The organism is Phenylobacterium sp. (assembly GCF_041691455.1).
Lineage (GTDB): Bacteria > Pseudomonadota > Alphaproteobacteria > Caulobacterales > Caulobacteraceae > Phenylobacterium.
The window spans coordinates 584,577-602,436 of the sequence record NZ_JBEPUO010000001.1; the positions used below are offsets into that span (position 1 = coordinate 584,577).

Genomic DNA, 17,860 nt, shown 5'->3' on the forward strand with positions numbered 1-17,860 from the left:
GCTCATGGAAGGGCTATTCCCGTCCTCAACGGACGGTGCTTAGCCGCTCCGCATCCGCCAGGATAGCCCGCATGGCGTCCCCAGCGGATCGGCCGTCGCGATCGTAGGCGCCATCTTCCAGGATCGCATGCAGTGCGCGCCGGGCCCGGCTGACACGGCTCTTCACGGTGCCCACGGCGCAGTCGCAGATCTCGGCCGCCTCCTCGTAGGCGAAGCCGCCGGCGCCGACCAGGATCAGCGCCTCGCGCTGTTCGGCCGGCAGCATGGCCAGGCCCTGCCGCAGTTCGTCGAGCGCCACCGGCGCCTCGGGATCGTCGACCGCCACCAGGGTCCGCTCGGCGGCCTCCTGGTCGAGCTGGCTCTGGCGCCAGGACCGGCGCTTCTCCGAATAGAACTGGTTGCGCAGGATCATGAAGGTCCAGGCCTTCATGTTGGTGCCCATCTGGAAGCTGGCGCGGGCGTCCCAGGCCTTCATCATGGCGTCCTGCGCCAGGTCGTCGGCCGCGGCGGGGTCGCCGCAGAGGGTGCGCGCGAACGCCCGAAGATGCGGGATGAGCTGGACCAGCTCGCGCTTGAAGCCTTCGTCGTCGGTCCCGGAGCGGGAGGGTCGGGTGGTGGGGGCTTCGGACATCAGCCCTTCTCTCCAGCCTTCTTTTCATCGTGGCGGCGCAGGATCTCAAGGAACTCGTCCGGGACATCCTCGTTGACGACTTCGTCGAACATCTGGCGCAGGCGAACGCCGATCGCCTGCTGGCGCAGGCGGGCTTCGTCGAGGGCGGCGGATGGCTTCCTCGGGTCCGGTGAAGGCATGTTTTCGATCATACTGTCGGCGTGCCGCTTTCGCGGAGGCCGCCCCCTCTTAGCATCCTCGTCGCCCATCAACGCCCAGCTCCGTTTCGAGTTCCCGTCCCGCGGAGCGCAAGATGCGGAAAACCCGCGGCTTTGGGAACAAGTTCCCCACAGTAGCGTTTTTGCATCATGATGGGCGCTCGTCGGGGACGCCTTGTGATGCCCGATCCTAAGACTGCGCCAACGCGTTCAATATCAATGGGAGGGGTCACCCCTTGAGTCTGCTAGCTCGTCTCGCGCCGCACCTGCCCTATGTCCGGCGTTACGCCCGCGCCCTCACCGGCGACCAGACCACCGGCGACCATTACGTCCGTGTCGCGCTTGAGGCCCTGGCGGCCGGGGAGCGCACCCTGGAGGCCAACCTGACGCCGCGGGTGGCGCTCTATCACGTGTTCCACGCCATCTGGTGCAGCTCCGGCGCCCAGCTGGAGAACCCGCAGGAAGACGACTATTCCGGCGCCGACGACACCACCCAGCGCCTGATGCGCATCGCCCCGCGCTCACGCCAGGCCTTCCTGCTCACCGCGCTCGAGGGGTTCACGCCCTCCGAGGCCGCCCAGATCCTCGACGCCAGCTTCCCCGAGGTCGAGCAGCTGATCTCCGAGGCCCAGGCCGAGATCGACGCGGAACTGGCCACCGACGTCCTGATCATCGAGGACGAGCCGGTGATCGCCGCCGACATCGAAGCCCTGGTCAAGGAGCTCGGCCACACCGTGGTCGATATCGCCGCCACCCGCACTGAGGCGGTCGACGCGGTCACCCGCAAGACCCCGGGCCTGGTCCTGGCCGATATCCAGCTGGCCGACGGCTCCTCCGGCATCGACGCGGTGAAGGACATCCTGGCGCGCTTCAACGTGCCGGTGATCTTCATCACCGCCTTCCCGGAACGCCTGCTGACCGGCGAGCGTCCGGAGCCGACCTTCCTGATCACCAAGCCCTTCCAGCCGGAGACGGTGAAGGCCGCCATCGGCCAGGCGCTGTTCTTCCACCCGCGCAAGGCTTCCAAGCAGGCGGCCTAGGCGGAACGGGCCAACAAGCTCCACGTTACGGAAGGGACGCCGCGGCGATCGCGGCGTCCTTTTTCGTTCGAGGAGAGATGCCATGCTCGGTTGGGCTCTGGTGTTCGCGGTCCTGGCGATCCTCGCCGGCGTCCTGGGCTTCGTCAGCCTGGCGGGCTTGGCGGCGACCATCGCCAAGGTGCTGTTCGTGGTCTTCCTGGTGCTGCTGGTCGCCAACTTCGCGATCCGCGCCTTCCGCGGGCAGTCGGTCGTCTAGGCGTCCGGGACACTGCTGGATGCGAAAAGGGCCGCCCCTGCCGGGGCGGCCCTCGTCGTTTCTAAGATCCAGCCTCAGGGTTTGGTCGGTGTCGGCAGAGGCGTGACGGGCGCCGGCGCCGGGGTGTTGAACGCCGGGGCCGAGGTGCTGACGCGGCCGTTGTCGGAATTGGTCGAGGCCAGGCTCGGCGCCTTGATCGTCCAGGCGACGAACAGGCCGATCGCGGCGAGCAGGGTCCCGAAGATCAGCACCCAGACCAGACCGGTTCCGACACGGCCCTGACGGGCGCGGGTCGCGTTGAGCACCGGGCTGGCGGGTTCGGCGACGGGTCTCGAGGACTCGGTCATGGAAGGCTCCTACTGGGAGGGGAAATAGCTGAACGGACCGGTCGCCGGCCGGCTTGAAAGGACATGGACGGGATGGATCAGCGAGCCGATCAGGCCGCTGGCGAGCGCCAGGGCCAGGATCGCGCAGACCGCGGCCAGCCTGCGGCGCACCGCCTGCTGGCGATGGCTGGGCGTCTTCGTGAGGATCGGACCGCGCCGCGCGGCGTAGCCAGACTGCATGACCCAAGACCTTCCCTGGCGCCGGCGGGGCGACGTCTCCCGCCATCAGGGAAACGTGGCCGGGTCCCGGCTGTTCCCGGCGCGGCGGCGGATAAAGGCCAAGCTGTCCGGGAAGCGTCGCAAAAACAATAGCTTGTGGGATCTTCGGCGGGGCTGTCGGCGGGCGATAAAAAAAGCCTAAAAAAGTTGACGACCCCCGGAACGCAATCGCGGCGTGTGAGTTTCCATCAGTGCGGAGACGGCGACGCCCCCCCCGACTTGAGACTGGCGAGCACGCCAGTCTGCCGTCTCCGCACCCCTTTTCTCGATGATGCACACTGGGCGGGTCCCCGGATCCGCCCTTTCTTTTGCTGCATACAGGGGGCGGATCCTCGGATCCGCCCTTTCTTTTGCGGCCGGCCGCTGGGCTGGCTTCAGGTCGGCGAGAGGTGCAGCACAACATCGACGCGGCGACGCAGCGGCTTGGCCTGCCCGCCGGCGGTGGTGGCGCCGGCCTGGCCCGCGGCCTGCACCTTGAATTCGCCGGCCGGCAATCCAGCGGCGGTGAGGGCCGCGGTCACCGACTGGGCGCGGCGCTTGGAGAGTTCGAGGTTGGCCTCCGGGCCGCCAACGCTGTCGGCGAGACCCAGGACGTCGACGCTGGCCACCTTGCAGGGCCGGCCCTGGGCGGCGGCCGCGGTGATGACCGCGCGCCCTTCCTTGGTGACCTCCGCCGATTCCGCCTCGAAGTAGATCTGCACCGTCTGGTCGACGCAGCTCGGGGCGGTCTTCACGATCCGGTCGCGCCCGGTCTTCAGGCCGGCGCATCCGCCCAGCCCCAGCACCAGGATCATCGCCATGCCGGCGGTACTGCGGAGGGTCATGTTCGAAGCCTTTTCTGTAGCGCACGACAAAGGGCGGCCGGACCATTCCGACCGCCCTTTCCGATCTAACCGGACAGCTCCGTCTTAGCGGGGGCTGCCGTCTTCCCAGAAATACCGGCCGGTGGCGGAGTCGTAGTAGTAATACCGCCCAGCGCGCTCATCATAGTACTGGCGGTGGCCGGGCGCGCGGGCGCCGCAGCCGCCCTGGTCGTTACAGCCCTTCGCGGCGCCGATGAGGCCGCCGGCGGCCGCGCCGATCAGCGCTCCGCTCGCGGCGTTGTGCGCGCCGGTGTTGTTGCCGATCACCGCGCCGGCGACAGCGCCAAGCGCGGCGCCGCCCAGGGCGGTGTTGGTGGTGTGGGGGTCGTCAGCGCAGGCGCAGAGCAGCGCTCCGGCGCCGGCGAGCGCGATGATGGGTTTGAGCAACATAGGCAAGGCTCTCCTTGTGTGTCCCCTGGCGGCCCAAACGCCGGGCCGGCAGGGCAGTTCCGCAGCACGCCCCCCGTGCGCCGCATACTGTGGCTTTCCGGAACCGGCGTCATCCCCCGTCGTTGGGTAAGCATAAGCATTCAACGGAGCCCTCCGATGGTTGGCGCACGCCTCGATCCAAATGACGGAACTGCAGCCTTGAGCCGCGCCGAGCAGCTCGATGTGAAGGAAACCCAGGCCGAGCTCCGCGAGGCCTATGAGCGCGGCCGCAAGGACGAGCGGGCAAGCCGCAAGCGCCACCCGATCTTCATGACCTTCACCTTCATCGCGGCCATCTGCGGCGTCGCCCTGCTGGCGCTGGCCGCGGCGAACGGCTCCTTCACGCGCGGCGGCGACGTGGCCGACCAGAGCCTGCAGGCCGCCGTCACCAAGGCTGAGCCGCAGGTGCGTGACGCCGCCGACAAGGCCGGGCAATCCTTGCGCGACGCCGGCCAGGCTGCGAAAGCCAAGGCGACCGGCGCGCCGAGCTAGGACTGACCAGTTGGGGGCGATGACAGGCGTCAGGACGGTCGAGGTGGTGGCCAATTGCGCCTCGGGCAGCGTCGGCGGCGGCGCGCCGGCCGAGATTGAGAAGATTCTTTCCGAGCAGGGGCTTACGGCGCACGTCTGGGCGCCGGAGCCGCCTGACCTGGAGACCTGCCTGCGTTCGGCGATCGACGCCGCGCCGGATCTGCTGATCGTACTGGCCGGGGACGGCACCGCGCGGCTGGCCGCTGAACTCGCCGGACCGGACGGGCCGATCATCGCCCCCCTGCCGGGCGGGACGATGAACATGCTGCCGCACGCCATCTATGGACAGCGGACCTGGCAGGCCGCGCTGGCCATCGCGCTGGAGCACGGCTATGCGCGGCCGATCGGCGGCGGCGAGGTCGACGGCCACAGCTTCCTGGTGGCCGCCATCCTGGGCTCGCCCGCGTTGTGGGCCCCGGCCCGCGAGGCCGCACGGTTCGGCAAGCACAGGCTGGCCTGGCTGCGCGCGCGACGGGCTCTTCGTCGCGCCTTCGCCGGGCGCATGCGCTACATCCTGGATGGCGGACAAAGGGAGAAGGCTGAGGCCCTGATCTTCATGTGCCCGCTCACCTCGCGGGCGATGGACAACGACGAGGCCGCGCTCGAAGTGGCCGCCTTGGACGTCCGGGATACGCTGGACGCCTTCCGCCTGGGCTTCCACGCCCTGACCGGAGACTGGCGCGACGCCCCGGGCGTGGAGATGGCGAAAAGCCAGATCGGCCGGGTCTGGTCGGCCCACGGCATCCCGGCGATCCTCGACGGCGAGTCCGTGCAACTGAAGACCCTCGCGGAAATCCGCTACACCCCCAATGTCGCCCGTATCCTGGCGATCCCGAAGGACGCCTGAGGAATGGCCATCCGTCTGGCGCACCTCTCAGACATCCATTTCGGCGGCGAGAACGCGCCCGCCGTCGCCGCGGCGACGGCCTTGCTGAACGAGGGCGGCTTCGACCTTGTCGTGGTGAGCGGCGACCTCACCCGTTACGCCGAGGTGGCGGAGTTCGAGGCCGCGGCCGCCTGGCTGGCGCAGATCGACGCGCCGAAGCTGGTGACGCCCGGCAACCACGACGCCCCCTACCTGGCCTGGGCCGAGCGGGTCTTCGCCCCGTTTCGCCGCTACGAGCATGCCATCGGGCCCGCGGCGTCGCAGGTCCACCTAGGCGGCGGTTTTGCGGTGCGCGGGCTCAATACGGCGCGCGGCGCACAGCCCCGCATCAACTGGTCGAAGGGTCAGATTTCCAAACGTCAGGTCGCCGCCGCGGTGAACTGGTTCGAGGACTCGCACGCCGAGTGCATCCGGGTCGTCGTCTGCCATCACCCTCTGACCGAGATGATCGGCGGTCCGATGACCGCTCGCGTCTGGGGCGGCGAGGCCGCGGCCCGCGACTTCGCCGAGGCCGGGGTGGACCTGGTGCTGTCGGGCCATATCCACGCGCCCTTCGCCTGGCCCTACCCGTTCGGAGACGGTCGAACCTACGCGGTGGGCGCGAGCACGCTCTCGCTGCGGGAACGCGGCGTCCCGGCGGGGTTCAATATCCTGGACATAGAAAGGGCGGCGATCCGTGTCGCCGCCCAGAGGTGGACAGGCTCGCATTTCGAGCCCTATCGCACTTGGTCTCTCGATCGGCGTTGACCCTTAGAGGTTTGCGCCGCGGCCTCGCACGAAGTTCATGATCAGCGAGACCACGAACAGCACCAAGAAGACGTAGAAGGCGATCTTGGCGATGCCGATCGCGGCGCCCGCGATGGTGGTGAAGCCAAGAACGCCGGCGATCAGCGCGACCACCAGGAAAGTCAGGGCCCAGCCTAGCATTTGGGTTTTCTCCATCCGCGCCGTCATGGCGCCATCGGAGGAGTTAACGCCGGCGGCGCGCCGCCGTTCCGCGACCTAGCGTTTGGGCGGCGGCGGCGGGCGGCTGGCGAAGACCCCGGCGATCACCGCGCTGAGGATCCTCGGGTTCTTGATGACGACCGCGGCGGCGGCCCCCACCACACCCACGGCCACCAGCGGGCGTTCGCGGGCGAGTTCGATCAGTTTGGCGGTCAGGTTCTGGCTGTCGCCCTTGACCGGCTTGGGCCGCGCCTTCCGGGTGACGGCGAAAGCCACGATCAGGGCGATGAGCGCCACGGCGCCGGCCACGCCGGCCGCCGCCCAGGCCGGCTCTAGGATGTCACACAGGGCGGCGTAGGCCGCGAAGGCGAGCGCGACAACGCAGACGGCCGCCGCCGCCGCGATGGCGGCGAAGGCGGCGACCAGTCCGACGAACTTCCTGAAGATCAACGGCGCGACGAGGCGGCGGAGAGCAGCAGGCCGATCAACACGCCGACGCCGAGCGCGGCGCCCGTGGCGGCCAGCGGCCGCTCCTTGACCCGCTCGGTCACATATTGCTGAGCCTGGTCGATCTGTTGGCCGGCGGTGTCGGAGTAGGCGCGCGTCTGGGCGCGGAGCTGCTCGATCCCTTCGGCGACGGCGCGTTCGATGCGCTTGGCGGCGTCAGCGAAGGAGCGTTGCGCCTCGGCGGACAGCTTGGTCGCGGAGTCGGAGGCGGCGTTGACCGCGCTCTTGGCTTCGTCGGCGGCATAGTCAACGGCGTTCGCGGGCATGGGAAGTCTCCGAAGGATGGCCCGGGCGGGCAGCGGGAAGTGTAGGCCAGAACGTCAGGCACCCTAGCCGGTTCCCGCCTCGGTCGCAAAGGCAGGGCTTGCCCGACCGGCCAGCGAAACGTCATCCTGAACGCACGGTTCCTGTCGCGAAGGCGCGCGCGCCACCCTATGTTCGGTACATGACGCAAGGTGACCGTGGTCATAGCGAGGAGCATCGTCGCCTCGAACGCGCCCTCGAAGTCGCGGGGCTGGGCGAATTCGAATGGGACATGACTGCAGGCCTGTTCGTGGTCAGCCCGCGGATGGCGGCGATTACCGGCCTTCCGGCCGGACCCATGCCCGCCAAGGGCACCCGCGCGCTGGAGCCCTTCATCCATCCTGACGACCTGGAGGCGTTCCGCGCCCAGAAGGACAGCCAGCGGCCCGCCGGCGGCCAGTACGAGTTCGAATTCCGCCACATCCGGCCCGACGACGGGCGCGTGGTCTGGGTGCGGGTGGCGAGCGTCCTGTCCCGGGATGCCGACGGACGGCCGCAGAGCGCCACCGGCATCGTCGAGGACATCACCCAGCGCAAGCTGGAGGAGGACCAGCGCCAGACGATGATGGCCGAGCTGGACCACCGGGTGAAGAACGTGCTGGCCACCGTCCAGTCGCTGGCCATCCAGACCGCCCGCCGGACCACCTCGCTTGAGGGCTTCCTGCAGGCGTTCGGGGGGCGGCTGAAGGCCATGGGCTCGGCCAATGAACTGCTGACCGCCGCCCGTTGGCGGGGCGCCGCGATCGATCATCTGGCGGCGGCCGAGCTGGGCGCCTTGGCGCCGGGGCAGACGGCCTGGGAGGGGCCCGAGCTCTTCCTGACGCCCAGGGCCGCCAATGCGCTGGCGCTGGGCCTGCATGAACTCGCGGCCAATGCGGTCAAGTTCGGCGCGCTGTCGGTCGAGACCGGGCGCGTGAACCTGAGCTGGACCCGGCGGCCGGACGGCGGCTTCGAGCTCATCTGGACCGAGAGCGGCGGCCCGACCGTGACGCCGCCCACCCGCCGCGGCTTCGGCTCGACCCTGCTGGAGCAGGTGACCGGCCGCGAGCTCAACGGCCAGACGACCATCGACTACCGGCCGTCGGGCGTGCAGGCGAGGCTGCGCGCCGGCGCCGCGGCGGTGGCCCCGCGCCCGGACACCCCCCCGGCCGCCCCCACCGTGCGGATCGCCGAGACGGTCGCCACCTCAAGCCGGCCCGCGAACCTGCGCGGCGCGCGGGTGCTGATCGTCGAGGACGCCGTCCTGCTGGCCATGGAGCTGGAGCTCGGCCTCTCCGACGCCGGCGCCAAGGTGATCGGCCCGGCCTATGAGCTCGAGGAGGCCATGGCGTTGCTCGATCAGCCGATCGACGCCGCCGTGCTCGACGCCAACCTCAACGGCCATTCGGTGATGCCGGTCGCCGAGGCGCTGGCCGCCCGCAAGGTGCCGTTCGTCTTCGCCACCGGCTATGGCGAGGCGGCCGGCGCGCCCGGCGGCTTCGACGCCCCGGTGATCCGCAAGCCCTATGACGTGACCCAGGTGGCCGCCGCCGTCGCCGAACTCCTGATGGTCAACACGCCGCACCCCTGAGACAAGGCGCCGCCTCGGCGGGCGCTCGCCTGGCCTGTAAACATGAGCGCAGGGAGGCCTGCGGACTTCGCAGGGGCCGGACCGGCGGCCCAGGGATCTCGCCCGCGTCAAGCGACCCGACTTCCACCTGAACGGGCGAATTTCCCGCTCGTCACGCCGTCCTGAAATCCGGAGACGATGGGCGCGACGGTGTTGGCGCTCGGCCTCCGTGTGGCTAGGCTCCAAAGAAAAACATCAGGGGAACCGTCCATGAACAGGCTCTGGAGCGCGGCGCTCGCCTGCCTTTTGGCCGTCGGCGCCGGGGCCGTCGCCGTGGCGCAGGTTCCGGCCCCGCCGCCCGCCGACCCCGGCGCGCCGCTCAGCGGCTATCCGCGCAACGCCCTTCGAGCGCCGACGCCCGCGGAACTGAAGACAGCCACCTATGTGCGCGATGTCATCTACGGCCACCGCGACGGCATGGCGCTCACCTACGACGTTTTCAAGCCGGTGAAGAAGGCCAATGGCGCGCTGGTGGTCAACATGGTGTCCGCGGGCTGGACATCGTCCTGGGGCCCGCCGGAAGAACGCCAGGCCCGCTATCAGGCGCTGATCGACAAGGGCTTCACCGTGGTCGCGCTCTACCACGCCTCGGCGCCACGCTTCAAAGTTCCGGACGCGGTCGCCGACGTCCGGCTCGGGATGCGCCACATCAAGCTGCACGCCGCCGACTACGGCGCCGATCCTAAGCGGATCGGGGTGTGGGGCGCGAGCGCCGGAGGCCATCTGGCGCTCGTCGCCGGCGTGATGGCCGATGATGGAAATCCGGCCGCCGCCAACCCGCTGGAGCGTTCAGGCAATCGCGTCGCGGCCGTCGTCGCCTACTTCCCGCCCACCGACCTGGTCGCCCTCCTGCAAGGCCGCCCCAAGGGCGGCGCCATCGATTTCGACGACAAGCTCCTTCCGGCGGTCTCCCCGATCCTCAGCGTCGATGCGCGCGATCCGCCGACGCTGATCCTGCAGGGCGACGCCGACAGAGGGGTGCCCCCTGCACAGGCCGAAGCCATGCATGCGGCCCTCGACAAGGTCGGGGTCGAAAACAGGCTGAAGATGTACGCGGGCGCCGACCACGACTTCTACGTCAAGGGCGACCCGGCCAGGACCGACGCCTACGCCACCGACGCCATGAATGCGATGGTCGGCTGGTTCGAAAGCCACCTGAAGAAGTCGTCCCGGAGCAGACTTTCCGAGGGGCGGTGATGGGTGGGGAGGAGACGTTTAGTTAGCGGGCGTGAGGGCTCCAGCCCCAGTCTTTCAGCAGTTCGACCACTCCCGGGTCGTCATCGTCGCCGTCTTCAAGCTCCACGGCGGAGTAGCCGAAGCCGTCAGCGCCGAGCCGATCGGCATGCGGTTCCAGAGTAGCCCACGCAGGATCGACGACGATGCCCTTTCCCGCCCCGACCTTAACCAGGGCAGTGGCGTCAATCCGCGACCCATCGCTCAGCGCGACCCTCCAGGGAGCGATCACCTCAATCCCGAGGCGCGAGCCGACGGCCCGCCAAATGCTGATCTGGTCTGCAGGTTCGCCCATCGCTGTCCGTCGCACGACGTCGGAACGTCCGCAACGGGTGGAAAGCTGACGTTGGGCGTGAACACCGCAGGCACGCGTGATGTCTTGCCATCGCGGCTACGGCTGCGCAGTTTGGACGTATGAAATGGCTAAGCTTCCTGGCCACGGTCGCGGTGCTGCTTGCCCCGGGCAATGACGTCCGCGCGCAACCCACCCGCGCGACGCCTAGGCGCGGCGACATCTACGAACTCACGCTTACTCGGGACATGGCGCAACGCGACAACCGCGGGGGCACGGCGAGTTCCCACGACCAGGACACGCTGATCGAACGTGTGGTTGAAGCGCGTGCCGACGGTCTGGAGTTGGAGTACGACGTTCCGAACGAGGTGACGGCGCAGCAGCGCGCGAGCGAGTGGCATTTTCCCGCTCGCGTCTTCAAGCCGACCCGCGGTCCGATACAGTTGCTCAATCGCTCGGAACTGGAGGCGCGTGTCGAGGGTTGGCTCAAGAGCGGCGGGATGACGCGCGCCAACTGCGGCCAACTGATCTTCACATGGAACGCCTTCCGGATCGATTGCGACCCGCAGTCCGTGACCAGGATGATCCAGAGGTTCGATCTCACATCGTTCGAAGTTCGCGAGGGGGCGTCATATCTGGATCCCAATGCAGAGGGACCCGCACGTCTGGTGAGAGGGTCATCGGGACCGACGCTCGTCGCCGAAATGGCTGTCGATCCAGACGCCGTGCGTCGAGCACGTGCGGAGACGATGTTAGCGTCGCCCAACTGATGCGGAAGTCGCTGACCCTTGAAGAAGCGCTACGCGAGCGGTCCAGGGACATCGTCTATGGAACGATCTCCGTCACGTTCGAGACGTCCCCCAACGGGGACCTGACGAAACGAATGACGGTGACCAAGGTCGAAACCAAGCGTCCGGATGGCCGCACGGAGATACAGACCATTACGGAGACGCTGGAGCGTCGCCTAGTCCCATCGGGCAACTCCTGAGGTAGCCAAAGGAAGGTCCGCAATGGGTCGAAGGGGGTCGTCGGCGTCCCGCCTGCAAGCCGACCTTCAGCCACACGGCCCGACACCGGACGCTGCGAACGTCACCTTGGGGTGGATTGCTGACCTTCAGTCATCTTCCTCGACCCAAACAATAAAGGCGACGTCGCCGTTCAGACCGATGACGCCGGCATCGAATGTGGCGCCAGAGATGCCATGCCATACGAACTGATTGGATCGCGTGTACTCATGCCATCGCCCATTCGAGAAGAACCGCGCCTCAGAGCCGAGGCGCTCGATCCCCCTGGCGAAACTCTCGACCGTCGCTTCCGCTGCAACGGCTCCGCTAGGCATCACGAGGCTGTCGGCTGCAAGGAAAGAAAGGGTATCGCGGGCCTCGTCCGCGGATAGTTCAGTAAACGCCGCCGAACCTTCGACCACGTAACCTGCCATACTCGCGACGGCGTTGGGCTCGCCGCCTTCAGAAGCAGAAGGCATCTGCCCGAACCAACTGCGCAGTGCTCCATAGCCGCCTCGCCCGCGAGCAAACTCGACGAGCATCGCCGTCACAGCCTCCCAATTCATGGGTCCCCACTCTCAGTCTTCGACGAAGCTTAGCCGCTAAGTTGCGAAGGTCGGCAATGGGTCGGAAGCTGACACCGGGGCACCGTCCGGAGCCGGACATGCGTGGCGTCACGCGGAATCCCGATTGTCGGGACTCTAGATGATCCCCTTGGCCCGCAGTTCGGCCAGGCGGCTGTCCGAGCAGCCGGCGCGGGCTTTCAGCACCTCATCCGTATGGGCCCCGAGCGGCGGCCCCGGCCAGCGCACGGCGCCCGGCGTGCGGGAGAGCCGGGGGAAGGCGTTCTGCATGCGGATCGGGCCGAACACCGGGTGATCGGTGGTGACGATGGCCTCGCGGGCCTGGAACTGCGGGTCGGCCAGCATGTCTGGCGCGCGGAACACCCGGCTGGCCGGCACGCCCTTGGCCTCCAGCAGCGCGATCAGGTCGGAAAGCGCGAAGCCCGCGGTCCACTCGGCGATGATCGCATCGAGCTCGTGCTGGTTCACGCCGCGCGCGGCGTGGTCGACGAACTTCGGATCGGTCTTCAGGTCCGGCCGGCCCATGGCCTCGGTCAGGCGGGCGTAGACGGTGTCGCCATTCCCGCCGATCAGGATCAGCTCGCCGCCGGCGCAGGGGTAGGCGTTGGAGGGCGCGATGCCCGGCAGGATCGAACCCGACCGCTCGCGGACATAGCCGGTGATGTCGTATTCGGTGACCAGGTTCTCCATCACCGCCAGCACGCTTTCATAGAGCGCCGCGTCGATCACCTGGCCGCGGCCGGTGCGCGTCCGCTCGTGCAGGGCCATGGTGATGCCCATCACCGCATGCATGGCCGCCAGGCTGTCGCCGATGGAGATGCCGGCCCGCGCCGGCGCCCGGTCGGGCTCGCCGGTGACATAGCGCAGCCCGCCCATGGCCTCGCCGATCAGGCCGTAGCCCGCCCGCTCGGCATAGGGACCGGTCTGGCCGAAGCCGGAGACCCGGGCCATCACCAGCTTGGGATTGTCGGCGCTCAGCGCTTCGTAGGAGAGGCCCCACTTCTCCATGGCGCCGGGCCGGAAGTTCTCGATCACGATGTCGGCCTGGGCGATCAGCGCCTTGGCGATGGCCTGGCCCTCCGGGTCGCGCAGGTTGAGGCCGACCGACTTCTTGTTGCGCCCGATCACCGGCCACCAGGGCGAGTGGCCCTTGGGCAGGCTGCGGCCCCACTGGCGCATGGGGTCGCCGACCTTCGGATCCTCGATCTTGATCACCTCGGCGCCGAAGTCGCCCAGGATCTGGCCGGCGAAGGGGCCGGCGATCAATGAACCCATCTCGATCACCACGAGGTCGGTCAGTGGGCCCTGGGGCGTGGTCATGCGATCTCCGGCGACATTGAATGGGACAAGGCAGAGCCGCCGCGGGACGAGGTTGTCAATCGCTTCGCGGGGATAAGCGGCCGTGGGGTGGACGCCTCGCGCGGCCCGGCGTAAGGCGCAGGCTCATGAGCGCATACCTCTTCGATCCGCCCGCCGTGGTCACGGTTCCCGTCGAGGGCCAGGACGCGGCCTTTCCGGTGCGCCGCATCCTCTGCGTCGGGCGCAACTACGCCGCCCACCGGCGCGAGATGGGCGGCGACGACCGCGATCCGCCGTTCTTCTTCGCCAAGCCCGCCGACGCCATCGTCGCAAACGGTGGGGACGTCGCCTATCCGCCCAAGACCGCCAACCTGCACCACGAGATCGAACTGGTGGTGGCGCTGAAGGCCGGGGGCAAGGACGTGCCGGTCGAACAGGCGCTGGACCTGGTGTTCGGCTATGCGGTCGGCGTCGACATGACCCGCCGCGACCTGCAGAACGCGGCCAAGGACAAGGGCCAGCCCTGGGACGCCTCCAAGGGCTTCGACGCCTCGGCGCCGATCTCGGCCATCAAGCCGTGGACCGGCCCGGCGCCGCAGGGCCGCATCAGGCTCTCGGTGAACGGCGAGATTCGCCAGGACGCCACCGTCGCCGACATGATCTGGGCGACGGCCGAGATCATCTCCGAGGCTTCCAAGCTCTGGACGCTGAAGCCCGGCGACCTGATCTACACCGGCACGCCGGAGGGTGTCGGTCCGCTGGTCCGCGGCGACGCCGTGGAAGGCGAGGTCGAAGGCGTCGGCAAGCTCGCCTTCAAGGTGGTCTGATGAGCCTCACCCTCTACAGCGCCTGGCGCGCGACTGCGCCCTACCGCGTGCGGATCGGTCTCGCGCTCAAGGGCGTGGCCTATGACTATTCCGCCCTCGACCTGATCCGCGGCGACCAGCGCGCCCCGGAATACGAAGCGGTGAACCGCCAGAAGCTCACCCCGGCGCTCGATGTCGGCGGCGGCAAGGTGCTGACCCAGAGCCTGGCCATCCTGGAATGGCTGGAGGAGGAGCATCCCGATCCGCCGATCCTGCCCAAGGCCGCGCTCGACCGGCAGACTGTCAGGACCATGGCGTTGATAATCGCCTGCGACATCCACCCGCTGAACAACACCCGCGTCGGGCGCAAGCTCAGCAAGATGGGCCTCGATGCGGCCGCCATCCTGGACTGGACCCAGGGCTGGATCCGCGACGGCTTCGACGCGCTCGAGCCCATGGTGGCCCAGCACGGCCGCGGTTTTGCCTTCGGCGAAACGCCGACCATCGCCGACTGCTGCCTGATCCCGCAGGTCTATTCGGCCAACCGCTACGAGGTGGACCTGAGCCCCTATCCGGCGATCCGCGCGGTGAACGAGCGCGCCCAGGCCCATCCGGCCTTCCAGGCGGCGCATCCCACGAAACAGCCTGACGCGGTCGCAGTCGCGTGAAGGGAGCCCGATGCTTGACGACCTGAAGGCCAACAACCGCGCGTGGGCCGCGCGCAAGATCGCCGGCGACCCCGGCTTCTTCAAGCGCCTGGAGGGCCAGCAGGCGCCGGAATATCTGTGGATCGGCTGTTCCGACAGCCGAGTGCCGGCCAACGAAATCGTCGACCTCGACCCGGGCGAACTGTTCGTCCACCGCAACGTCGCGAACCTCGCCCCGCCGCAGGACGCCAACTACCTGTCGGTGCTGCAGTTCGCGATCGACGTGATCAAGGTCAAGCACGTGATGGTGGTCGGCCACTACGGCTGCGGCGGGATCGCCGCGGCGGTGGACGGCAAGCGGCGGGGCCTGGTCGACCACTGGCTGCACCCGATCCGCGAGGTCTGCCACGATCACCGCCATGAACTCGACGCCATCCCCGAAGAGCGCGCGCGTCTGGATCGGCTCTGCGAGCTTAACGTGATCCGGCAGGTGAAGAACGTCGCCTCGGACGTCTTCGTGCAGGACGCCTGGGCCCGTGGGCAGCCGATCTGCGTGCACGGATGGGTCTATTCGCTCTCTACCGGTCTCGTAAACGACCTGGGAGTCACGGTCGGAGGCCTGGACGATCTGGTCAAGCTGGACGACCCGCCGAGGTGCTGAAGAAGTTGTCAGCGGGTTAAAATTATACTTGGTGAATCTGAGATTTACCTTTCTTAGTAATCTATTTATTTACGCTGATCGGCGATTTTACACCCGAATAAATAGGAATCGGGACGCCGAACATGTGGAACCTTCCGAAGCGCACTGGCCTTGTGAACTCGCTCTGGCGCATGATCCGCGACAATCGCGGCGTCAGCGCGGTCGCCTTCGCCATCACCTTCGCGGTGCTGGCGCCGATGACCATGGCCACCTTCGACGTCTACCAGATGAACGAACAGCGCGGGAAACTGCAGGACGCGCTGGACGCCGCGGCGCTCTATGCAGCGCGCTCGACGGCGACCACGACCAAGGACATCGACATCATCGGCGACAAGGCGCTGCTGGCGAACCTCAAGCTGATCCCCGGCGCGACCCTGCAGTCGTCCGACTTCACGCTCGTGACCACCGGGGACGCCAAGGTCGTCGCCGTGGCTTCGGTGCGGGTGCCGGCGCTCGCACCTGACAGCTTCACCCACAATCCGGTGAGCGTGAACACCGAGGTGACCCGCGCGGGCAACAACCTCGAAGTCGCCCTGGTGCTGGACAACTCGACCTCGATGGCCGGCGCGAGCCTGACGTCGCTGAAGTCGGCGGCCAACCAGCTCGTCGACCTGGTGGTCGGGGACGCCCAGAGCCCCTACTATTCCAAGGTCTCGATCATCCCCTATGGCAACGGCGTGAACGTGGGCACCTATGCCGCGGCGGCGCGCGGCGCCACCCAGTCGGGCACCAACGGGACGGCCGGGACCAACGGCAGCCCGCCCAACGACAACTTCAAGTTCGTCAACACCTCGGGCTCCAACAAGACCTTCGCGATCACCACCTGCGTCAGCGAACGCACTGGCGCGCAGGCCTATACGGACGCCTCGCCGTCCTCGGCGCCCGTGGGCCTCAACTACGGGCCCGGCGCCGGCAACCCCTGCATCTCCGCCCAGATGGCGCCGCTCTCCAGCGACAAGCCGACCCTGCACACCTCGATCGGCAACCTGACGTCCTGCTGCTCCACCGGCGGGCACATCGGGGTCGCCTGGGGCTGGTACACCCTGTCGCCGAACTGGAACCAGGTGTTCACCGGCAATGCCGCGCCTGCGGCCTACGGGACCCCGCACACCATCAAGGCGCTCGTCCTGATGACCGACGGTGAATACAATTCCGTCTACTGCAAGGGCGTGATCGCCCAGGACTCCACCACCGGCAGTGGCAGCTCGAGCGATCACATCAACTGCAACGGCACCAACGGCGCGGACGCCTACGCCCAGGCGCAATCCCTCTGCACGGCCATGAAGGCGGCGCCGAACAACGTCGTCATCTACACGGTCGGGCTCAACGTGCTCGCCAAGCCGGAAGCGCAGAACCTCGTGAACAACTGCGCCACCGACGCCAAGCACGTCTACCTGCCGGCGGACGGCACGGCGATGACCGTGGCCTTCCAGCAGATCGCCGCCGACCTGCAGCGACTGCGACTCTCGCACTAGGGCCGCCGAGCCCAGACGACTGGCCCCTCTCCGCCTGGCGCGGGGAGGGGTTTTTCTTGGCTGCTAGGCCAGCTTGATCTCGCGCAGTCGTTCCTGAAGGAACGCATCGGCGGTGATCGAGGTCGGGTAGAGGTCCGCGTGGGCCGGGTCGACGCAGCCGGGCAGGGTCTTGATCTCGTAATCCGAATTGAAGTGCAGGAAGAACGGCGTCGAATAGCGCGGCACGCCGCGGCGCTCCGGCGCGGGATTGACCACCCGGTGCGTCGTCGACGGCAGGCGGTGGTTGGTCAGCCGCTGCAGCATGTCGCCGATGTTGCAGACGAGGGACCCGGGGGGCGGGTTGACCGCCAGCCACTGGCCGTCGCGGTCCAGCACCTCCAGCCCCGCCTCCTCGGCCCCGAGCAGCAGGGTGATGACGTTGATGTCTTCGTGCGCCGCCGCGCGGATATGCGGACCGTCCGTGGGCACCGGCGGATAATGCAGCAGCCGCAGGATCGAGTTTCCGAAATCCACCGTGCCGTCGAAGAAATGGCGGTCGAGGCCCAGGTAGACGGCGATCGCCTCCAGCACCTTCAGGCCCATCTGGTCCAGGGCGCCATAGAGCCAGCCGACCGTCTCGTGGAACTCGGCGACCTCGGCGTCCGGCCAGACGTTGTCGGCCATGTGGCTGCGGTAGGGATGGCCCGGCGGCAGGTCGCGGCCGACGTGCCAGAATTCCTTGAGGTCGTAGTTGGTCTCGCCCTTGGCGGTCTCGACACCGAAGGGCGTGTAGCCGCGCTGGCCGCCGACCGGCAGCTTGTATTTAAGCTTCTCCGCCTCGGGCAGGGCGAAGAACCGCTTGGCGGCGGCGATCGCCGCATCGATGCGAGCCTGCGGGATGCCGTGGTCGGAGATCACCGCGAAGCCGAAGCGGGCGAAGGACGCGCCGAGCGTGTCGGAGAAGTGGGAGAAGTCGCGGCCGAAGCCTTCGAAGGAGACGGGCGCGATGCGGGGCGGGAGGGTCTGGGCTTGGCTCATG

The 17,860-nt window shown here is 68.2% G+C and carries 25 protein-coding genes; 12 read left to right on the forward strand and 13 right to left on the reverse strand.

The genetic code is table 11. From position 1 onward, the window contains the following. Positions 1 to 25: 25 nt before the first annotated feature. Complete coding sequence (locus tag ACESMY_RS03115) at positions 26 to 631, reverse strand: sigma-70 family RNA polymerase sigma factor (protein WP_372782055.1); 606 nt, start codon at positions 629 to 631, stop codon at positions 26 to 28. Next, positions 631 to 822 carry a NepR family anti-sigma factor gene (locus ACESMY_RS03120; RefSeq protein WP_372782057.1) on the reverse strand — a complete coding sequence of 64 codons (192 nt, stop codon included), beginning with the start codon at positions 820 to 822 and terminating at the stop codon, positions 631 to 633. Before ACESMY_RS03120 ends, ACESMY_RS03115 begins: the two co-directional genes overlap by 1 nt. 242 nt (positions 823 to 1,064) lie before the next feature. On the opposite strand from ACESMY_RS03120, the gene ACESMY_RS03125 reads away from it, so the two are divergent. Both ACESMY_RS03125 and ACESMY_RS03130 read left to right on the forward strand, forming a co-directional pair. After that, complete coding sequence (locus tag ACESMY_RS03125; RefSeq protein ID WP_372782059.1) at positions 1,065 to 1,868, forward strand: response regulator; 804 nt, start codon at positions 1,065 to 1,067, stop codon at positions 1,866 to 1,868. A gap of 82 nt (positions 1,869 to 1,950) precedes the next feature. After that, the gene (locus ACESMY_RS03130; protein ID WP_372782061.1) at positions 1,951 to 2,124 is read left to right on the forward strand and encodes a DUF1328 domain-containing protein; all 174 of its coding nucleotides are present in this window, start codon (positions 1,951 to 1,953) and stop codon (positions 2,122 to 2,124) included. Positions 2,125 to 2,198: 74 nt separating this feature from the next. On the opposite strand, the gene ACESMY_RS03135 is transcribed toward ACESMY_RS03130, so the two are convergent. The 4 genes from ACESMY_RS03135 to ACESMY_RS03150 form a co-directional block, all read right to left on the reverse strand. Beyond that, the gene (locus ACESMY_RS03135) at positions 2,199 to 2,471 is read right to left on the reverse strand and encodes a hypothetical protein (RefSeq protein WP_372782063.1); all 273 of its coding nucleotides are present in this window, start codon (positions 2,469 to 2,471) and stop codon (positions 2,199 to 2,201) included. A 9-nt stretch (positions 2,472 to 2,480) separates the two neighbouring features. Continuing rightward, a complete protein-coding gene (locus ACESMY_RS03140; RefSeq protein WP_372782065.1) occupies positions 2,481 to 2,690 on the reverse strand; it encodes a hypothetical protein in 210 nt (69 codons plus the stop codon). A gap of 413 nt (positions 2,691 to 3,103) precedes the next feature. Beyond that, on the reverse strand, positions 3,104 to 3,553 hold the full coding sequence (locus tag ACESMY_RS03145) for an OmpA family protein (RefSeq protein WP_372782067.1): 450 nt from the start codon (positions 3,551 to 3,553) through the stop codon (positions 3,104 to 3,106). A gap of 84 nt (positions 3,554 to 3,637) precedes the next feature. Beyond that, on the reverse strand, positions 3,638 to 3,979 hold the full coding sequence (locus tag ACESMY_RS03150; protein WP_372782302.1) for a YMGG-like glycine zipper-containing protein: 342 nt from the start codon (positions 3,977 to 3,979) through the stop codon (positions 3,638 to 3,640). A 201-nt stretch (positions 3,980 to 4,180) separates the two neighbouring features. On the opposite strand from ACESMY_RS03150, the gene ACESMY_RS03155 reads away from it, so the two are divergent. The 3 genes from ACESMY_RS03155 to ACESMY_RS03165 are packed head-to-tail and all read left to right on the forward strand — an operon-like array spanning position 4,181 to position 6,185. Continuing rightward, positions 4,181 to 4,513 carry a hypothetical protein gene (locus ACESMY_RS03155; protein ID WP_372782069.1) on the forward strand — a complete coding sequence of 111 codons (333 nt, stop codon included), beginning with the start codon at positions 4,181 to 4,183 and terminating at the stop codon, positions 4,511 to 4,513. A 19-nt stretch (positions 4,514 to 4,532) separates the two neighbouring features. Next, positions 4,533 to 5,399 carry a diacylglycerol kinase family protein gene (locus tag ACESMY_RS03160; RefSeq protein ID WP_372782304.1) on the forward strand — a complete coding sequence of 289 codons (867 nt, stop codon included), beginning with the start codon at positions 4,533 to 4,535 and terminating at the stop codon, positions 5,397 to 5,399. A gap of 3 nt (positions 5,400 to 5,402) precedes the next feature. Further along, on the forward strand, positions 5,403 to 6,185 hold the full coding sequence (locus ACESMY_RS03165) for a metallophosphoesterase (RefSeq protein ID WP_372782071.1): 783 nt from the start codon (positions 5,403 to 5,405) through the stop codon (positions 6,183 to 6,185). A gap of 3 nt (positions 6,186 to 6,188) precedes the next feature. Here ACESMY_RS03165 and ACESMY_RS03170 read toward each other — a convergent pair whose 3' ends face one another. The 3 genes from ACESMY_RS03170 to ACESMY_RS03180 form a co-directional block, all read right to left on the reverse strand. Next, positions 6,189 to 6,365 (reverse strand): DUF1328 domain-containing protein, encoded by a 177-nt coding sequence (locus ACESMY_RS03170; protein ID WP_372782073.1) that lies wholly within the window; start codon positions 6,363 to 6,365, stop codon positions 6,189 to 6,191. A 75-nt stretch (positions 6,366 to 6,440) separates the two neighbouring features. After that, positions 6,441 to 6,833 carry a hypothetical protein gene (locus ACESMY_RS03175; protein ID WP_372782075.1) on the reverse strand — a complete coding sequence of 131 codons (393 nt, stop codon included), beginning with the start codon at positions 6,831 to 6,833 and terminating at the stop codon, positions 6,441 to 6,443. Further along, a complete protein-coding gene (locus ACESMY_RS03180) occupies positions 6,830 to 7,156 on the reverse strand; it encodes a hypothetical protein (protein ID WP_372782077.1) in 327 nt (108 codons plus the stop codon). Before ACESMY_RS03180 ends, ACESMY_RS03175 begins: the two co-directional genes overlap by 4 nt. Before the next feature lie 179 nt (positions 7,157 to 7,335). Here ACESMY_RS03180 and ACESMY_RS03185 point away from each other — a divergent pair, with 179 nt between their 5' ends. Together ACESMY_RS03185 and ACESMY_RS03190 are read left to right on the forward strand one after the other, a co-directional pair. Continuing rightward, the gene (locus ACESMY_RS03185) at positions 7,336 to 8,763 is read left to right on the forward strand and encodes an HWE histidine kinase domain-containing protein (protein WP_372782079.1); all 1,428 of its coding nucleotides are present in this window, start codon (positions 7,336 to 7,338) and stop codon (positions 8,761 to 8,763) included. A 249-nt stretch (positions 8,764 to 9,012) separates the two neighbouring features. Then, positions 9,013 to 9,999, forward strand: coding sequence for a prolyl oligopeptidase family serine peptidase (locus ACESMY_RS03190; protein WP_372782081.1), 987 nt, complete (start codon positions 9,013 to 9,015; stop codon positions 9,997 to 9,999). Positions 10,000 to 10,021: 22 nt separating this feature from the next. Here the strand turns inward: ACESMY_RS03190 and ACESMY_RS03195 are convergent, their stop codons facing one another. Further along, entirely contained in the window at positions 10,022 to 10,330 is a 309-nt protein-coding gene (locus ACESMY_RS03195) for a hypothetical protein (RefSeq protein ID WP_372782083.1), read from the reverse strand. Positions 10,331 to 10,449: 119 nt separating this feature from the next. Between ACESMY_RS03195 and ACESMY_RS03200 the strand changes: the two genes are divergently transcribed. After that, the gene (locus tag ACESMY_RS03200; protein WP_372782085.1) at positions 10,450 to 11,097 is read left to right on the forward strand and encodes a hypothetical protein; all 648 of its coding nucleotides are present in this window, start codon (positions 10,450 to 10,452) and stop codon (positions 11,095 to 11,097) included. A gap of 344 nt (positions 11,098 to 11,441) precedes the next feature. Here ACESMY_RS03200 and ACESMY_RS03205 read toward each other — a convergent pair whose 3' ends face one another. Beyond that, positions 11,442 to 11,897, reverse strand: coding sequence for a hypothetical protein (locus ACESMY_RS03205; RefSeq protein WP_372782087.1), 456 nt, complete (start codon positions 11,895 to 11,897; stop codon positions 11,442 to 11,444). A 135-nt stretch (positions 11,898 to 12,032) separates the two neighbouring features. Further along, complete coding sequence (locus ACESMY_RS03210; protein ID WP_372782089.1) at positions 12,033 to 13,235, reverse strand: CaiB/BaiF CoA transferase family protein; 1,203 nt, start codon at positions 13,233 to 13,235, stop codon at positions 12,033 to 12,035. 125 nt (positions 13,236 to 13,360) lie between these two features. On the opposite strand from ACESMY_RS03210, the gene ACESMY_RS03215 reads away from it, so the two are divergent. The 4 genes from ACESMY_RS03215 (at position 13,361) to ACESMY_RS03230 (ending at position 16,842) form a co-directional block, all read left to right on the forward strand. Beyond that, positions 13,361 to 14,041, forward strand: a complete 681-nt coding sequence (locus ACESMY_RS03215) for a fumarylacetoacetate hydrolase family protein (RefSeq protein WP_372782091.1) — start codon at positions 13,361 to 13,363, stop codon at positions 14,039 to 14,041. Then, entirely contained in the window at positions 14,041 to 14,688 is a 648-nt protein-coding gene (gene maiA, locus ACESMY_RS03220) for a maleylacetoacetate isomerase (protein ID WP_372782093.1), read from the forward strand. Before ACESMY_RS03215 ends, maiA begins: the two co-directional genes overlap by 1 nt. 10 nt (positions 14,689 to 14,698) lie before the next feature. After that, entirely contained in the window at positions 14,699 to 15,328 is a 630-nt protein-coding gene (locus ACESMY_RS03225) for a carbonic anhydrase (RefSeq protein ID WP_372782095.1), read from the forward strand. A gap of 122 nt (positions 15,329 to 15,450) precedes the next feature. Further along, positions 15,451 to 16,842, forward strand: coding sequence for a pilus assembly protein TadG-related protein (locus ACESMY_RS03230; RefSeq protein ID WP_372782097.1), 1,392 nt, complete (start codon positions 15,451 to 15,453; stop codon positions 16,840 to 16,842). 63 nt (positions 16,843 to 16,905) lie between these two features. Here ACESMY_RS03230 and ACESMY_RS03235 read toward each other — a convergent pair whose 3' ends face one another. Beyond that, positions 16,906 to 17,859 carry an isopenicillin N synthase family dioxygenase gene (locus ACESMY_RS03235; RefSeq protein WP_372782099.1) on the reverse strand — a complete coding sequence of 318 codons (954 nt, stop codon included), beginning with the start codon at positions 17,857 to 17,859 and terminating at the stop codon, positions 16,906 to 16,908. Position 17,860 lies beyond the last annotated feature (1 nt).

Coding starts and splice junctions, on each gene's coding strand:
- ACESMY_RS03195 (WP_372782083.1), bottom strand. CDS start 10,330: ATGGGCGAACCTGCAGACCAGATCAGCATTTGGCGGGCCGTCGGCTCG.
- ACESMY_RS03115 (WP_372782055.1), bottom strand. CDS start 631: ATGTCCGAAGCCCCCACCACCCGACCCTCCCGCTCCGGGACCGACGAC.
- ACESMY_RS03200 (WP_372782085.1), top strand. CDS start 10,450: ATGAAATGGCTAAGCTTCCTGGCCACGGTCGCGGTGCTGCTTGCCCCG.
- ACESMY_RS03170 (WP_372782073.1), bottom strand. CDS start 6,365: ATGCTAGGCTGGGCCCTGACTTTCCTGGTGGTCGCGCTGATCGCCGGC.
- ACESMY_RS03120 (WP_372782057.1), bottom strand. CDS start 822: ATGATCGAAAACATGCCTTCACCGGACCCGAGGAAGCCATCCGCCGCC.
- ACESMY_RS03165 (WP_372782071.1), top strand. CDS start 5,403: ATGGCCATCCGTCTGGCGCACCTCTCAGACATCCATTTCGGCGGCGAG.
- ACESMY_RS03185 (WP_372782079.1), top strand. CDS start 7,336: ATGACGCAAGGTGACCGTGGTCATAGCGAGGAGCATCGTCGCCTCGAA.
- ACESMY_RS03205 (WP_372782087.1), bottom strand. CDS start 11,897: ATGAATTGGGAGGCTGTGACGGCGATGCTCGTCGAGTTTGCTCGCGGG.
- ACESMY_RS03180 (WP_372782077.1), bottom strand. CDS start 7,156: ATGCCCGCGAACGCCGTTGACTATGCCGCCGACGAAGCCAAGAGCGCG.
- ACESMY_RS03130 (WP_372782061.1), top strand. CDS start 1,951: ATGCTCGGTTGGGCTCTGGTGTTCGCGGTCCTGGCGATCCTCGCCGGC.
- ACESMY_RS03225 (WP_372782095.1), top strand. CDS start 14,699: ATGCTTGACGACCTGAAGGCCAACAACCGCGCGTGGGCCGCGCGCAAG.
- ACESMY_RS03230 (WP_372782097.1), top strand. CDS start 15,451: ATGTGGAACCTTCCGAAGCGCACTGGCCTTGTGAACTCGCTCTGGCGC.
- ACESMY_RS03235 (WP_372782099.1), bottom strand. CDS start 17,859: ATGAGCCAAGCCCAGACCCTCCCGCCCCGCATCGCGCCCGTCTCCTTC.
- ACESMY_RS03190 (WP_372782081.1), top strand. CDS start 9,013: ATGAACAGGCTCTGGAGCGCGGCGCTCGCCTGCCTTTTGGCCGTCGGC.
- ACESMY_RS03135 (WP_372782063.1), bottom strand. CDS start 2,471: ATGACCGAGTCCTCGAGACCCGTCGCCGAACCCGCCAGCCCGGTGCTC.
- ACESMY_RS03210 (WP_372782089.1), bottom strand. CDS start 13,235: ATGACCACGCCCCAGGGCCCACTGACCGACCTCGTGGTGATCGAGATG.
- maiA (WP_372782093.1), top strand. CDS start 14,041: ATGAGCCTCACCCTCTACAGCGCCTGGCGCGCGACTGCGCCCTACCGC.
- ACESMY_RS03215 (WP_372782091.1), top strand. CDS start 13,361: ATGAGCGCATACCTCTTCGATCCGCCCGCCGTGGTCACGGTTCCCGTC.
- ACESMY_RS03145 (WP_372782067.1), bottom strand. CDS start 3,553: ATGACCCTCCGCAGTACCGCCGGCATGGCGATGATCCTGGTGCTGGGG.
- ACESMY_RS03160 (WP_372782304.1), top strand. CDS start 4,533: ATGACAGGCGTCAGGACGGTCGAGGTGGTGGCCAATTGCGCCTCGGGC.
- ACESMY_RS03140 (WP_372782065.1), bottom strand. CDS start 2,690: ATGCAGTCTGGCTACGCCGCGCGGCGCGGTCCGATCCTCACGAAGACG.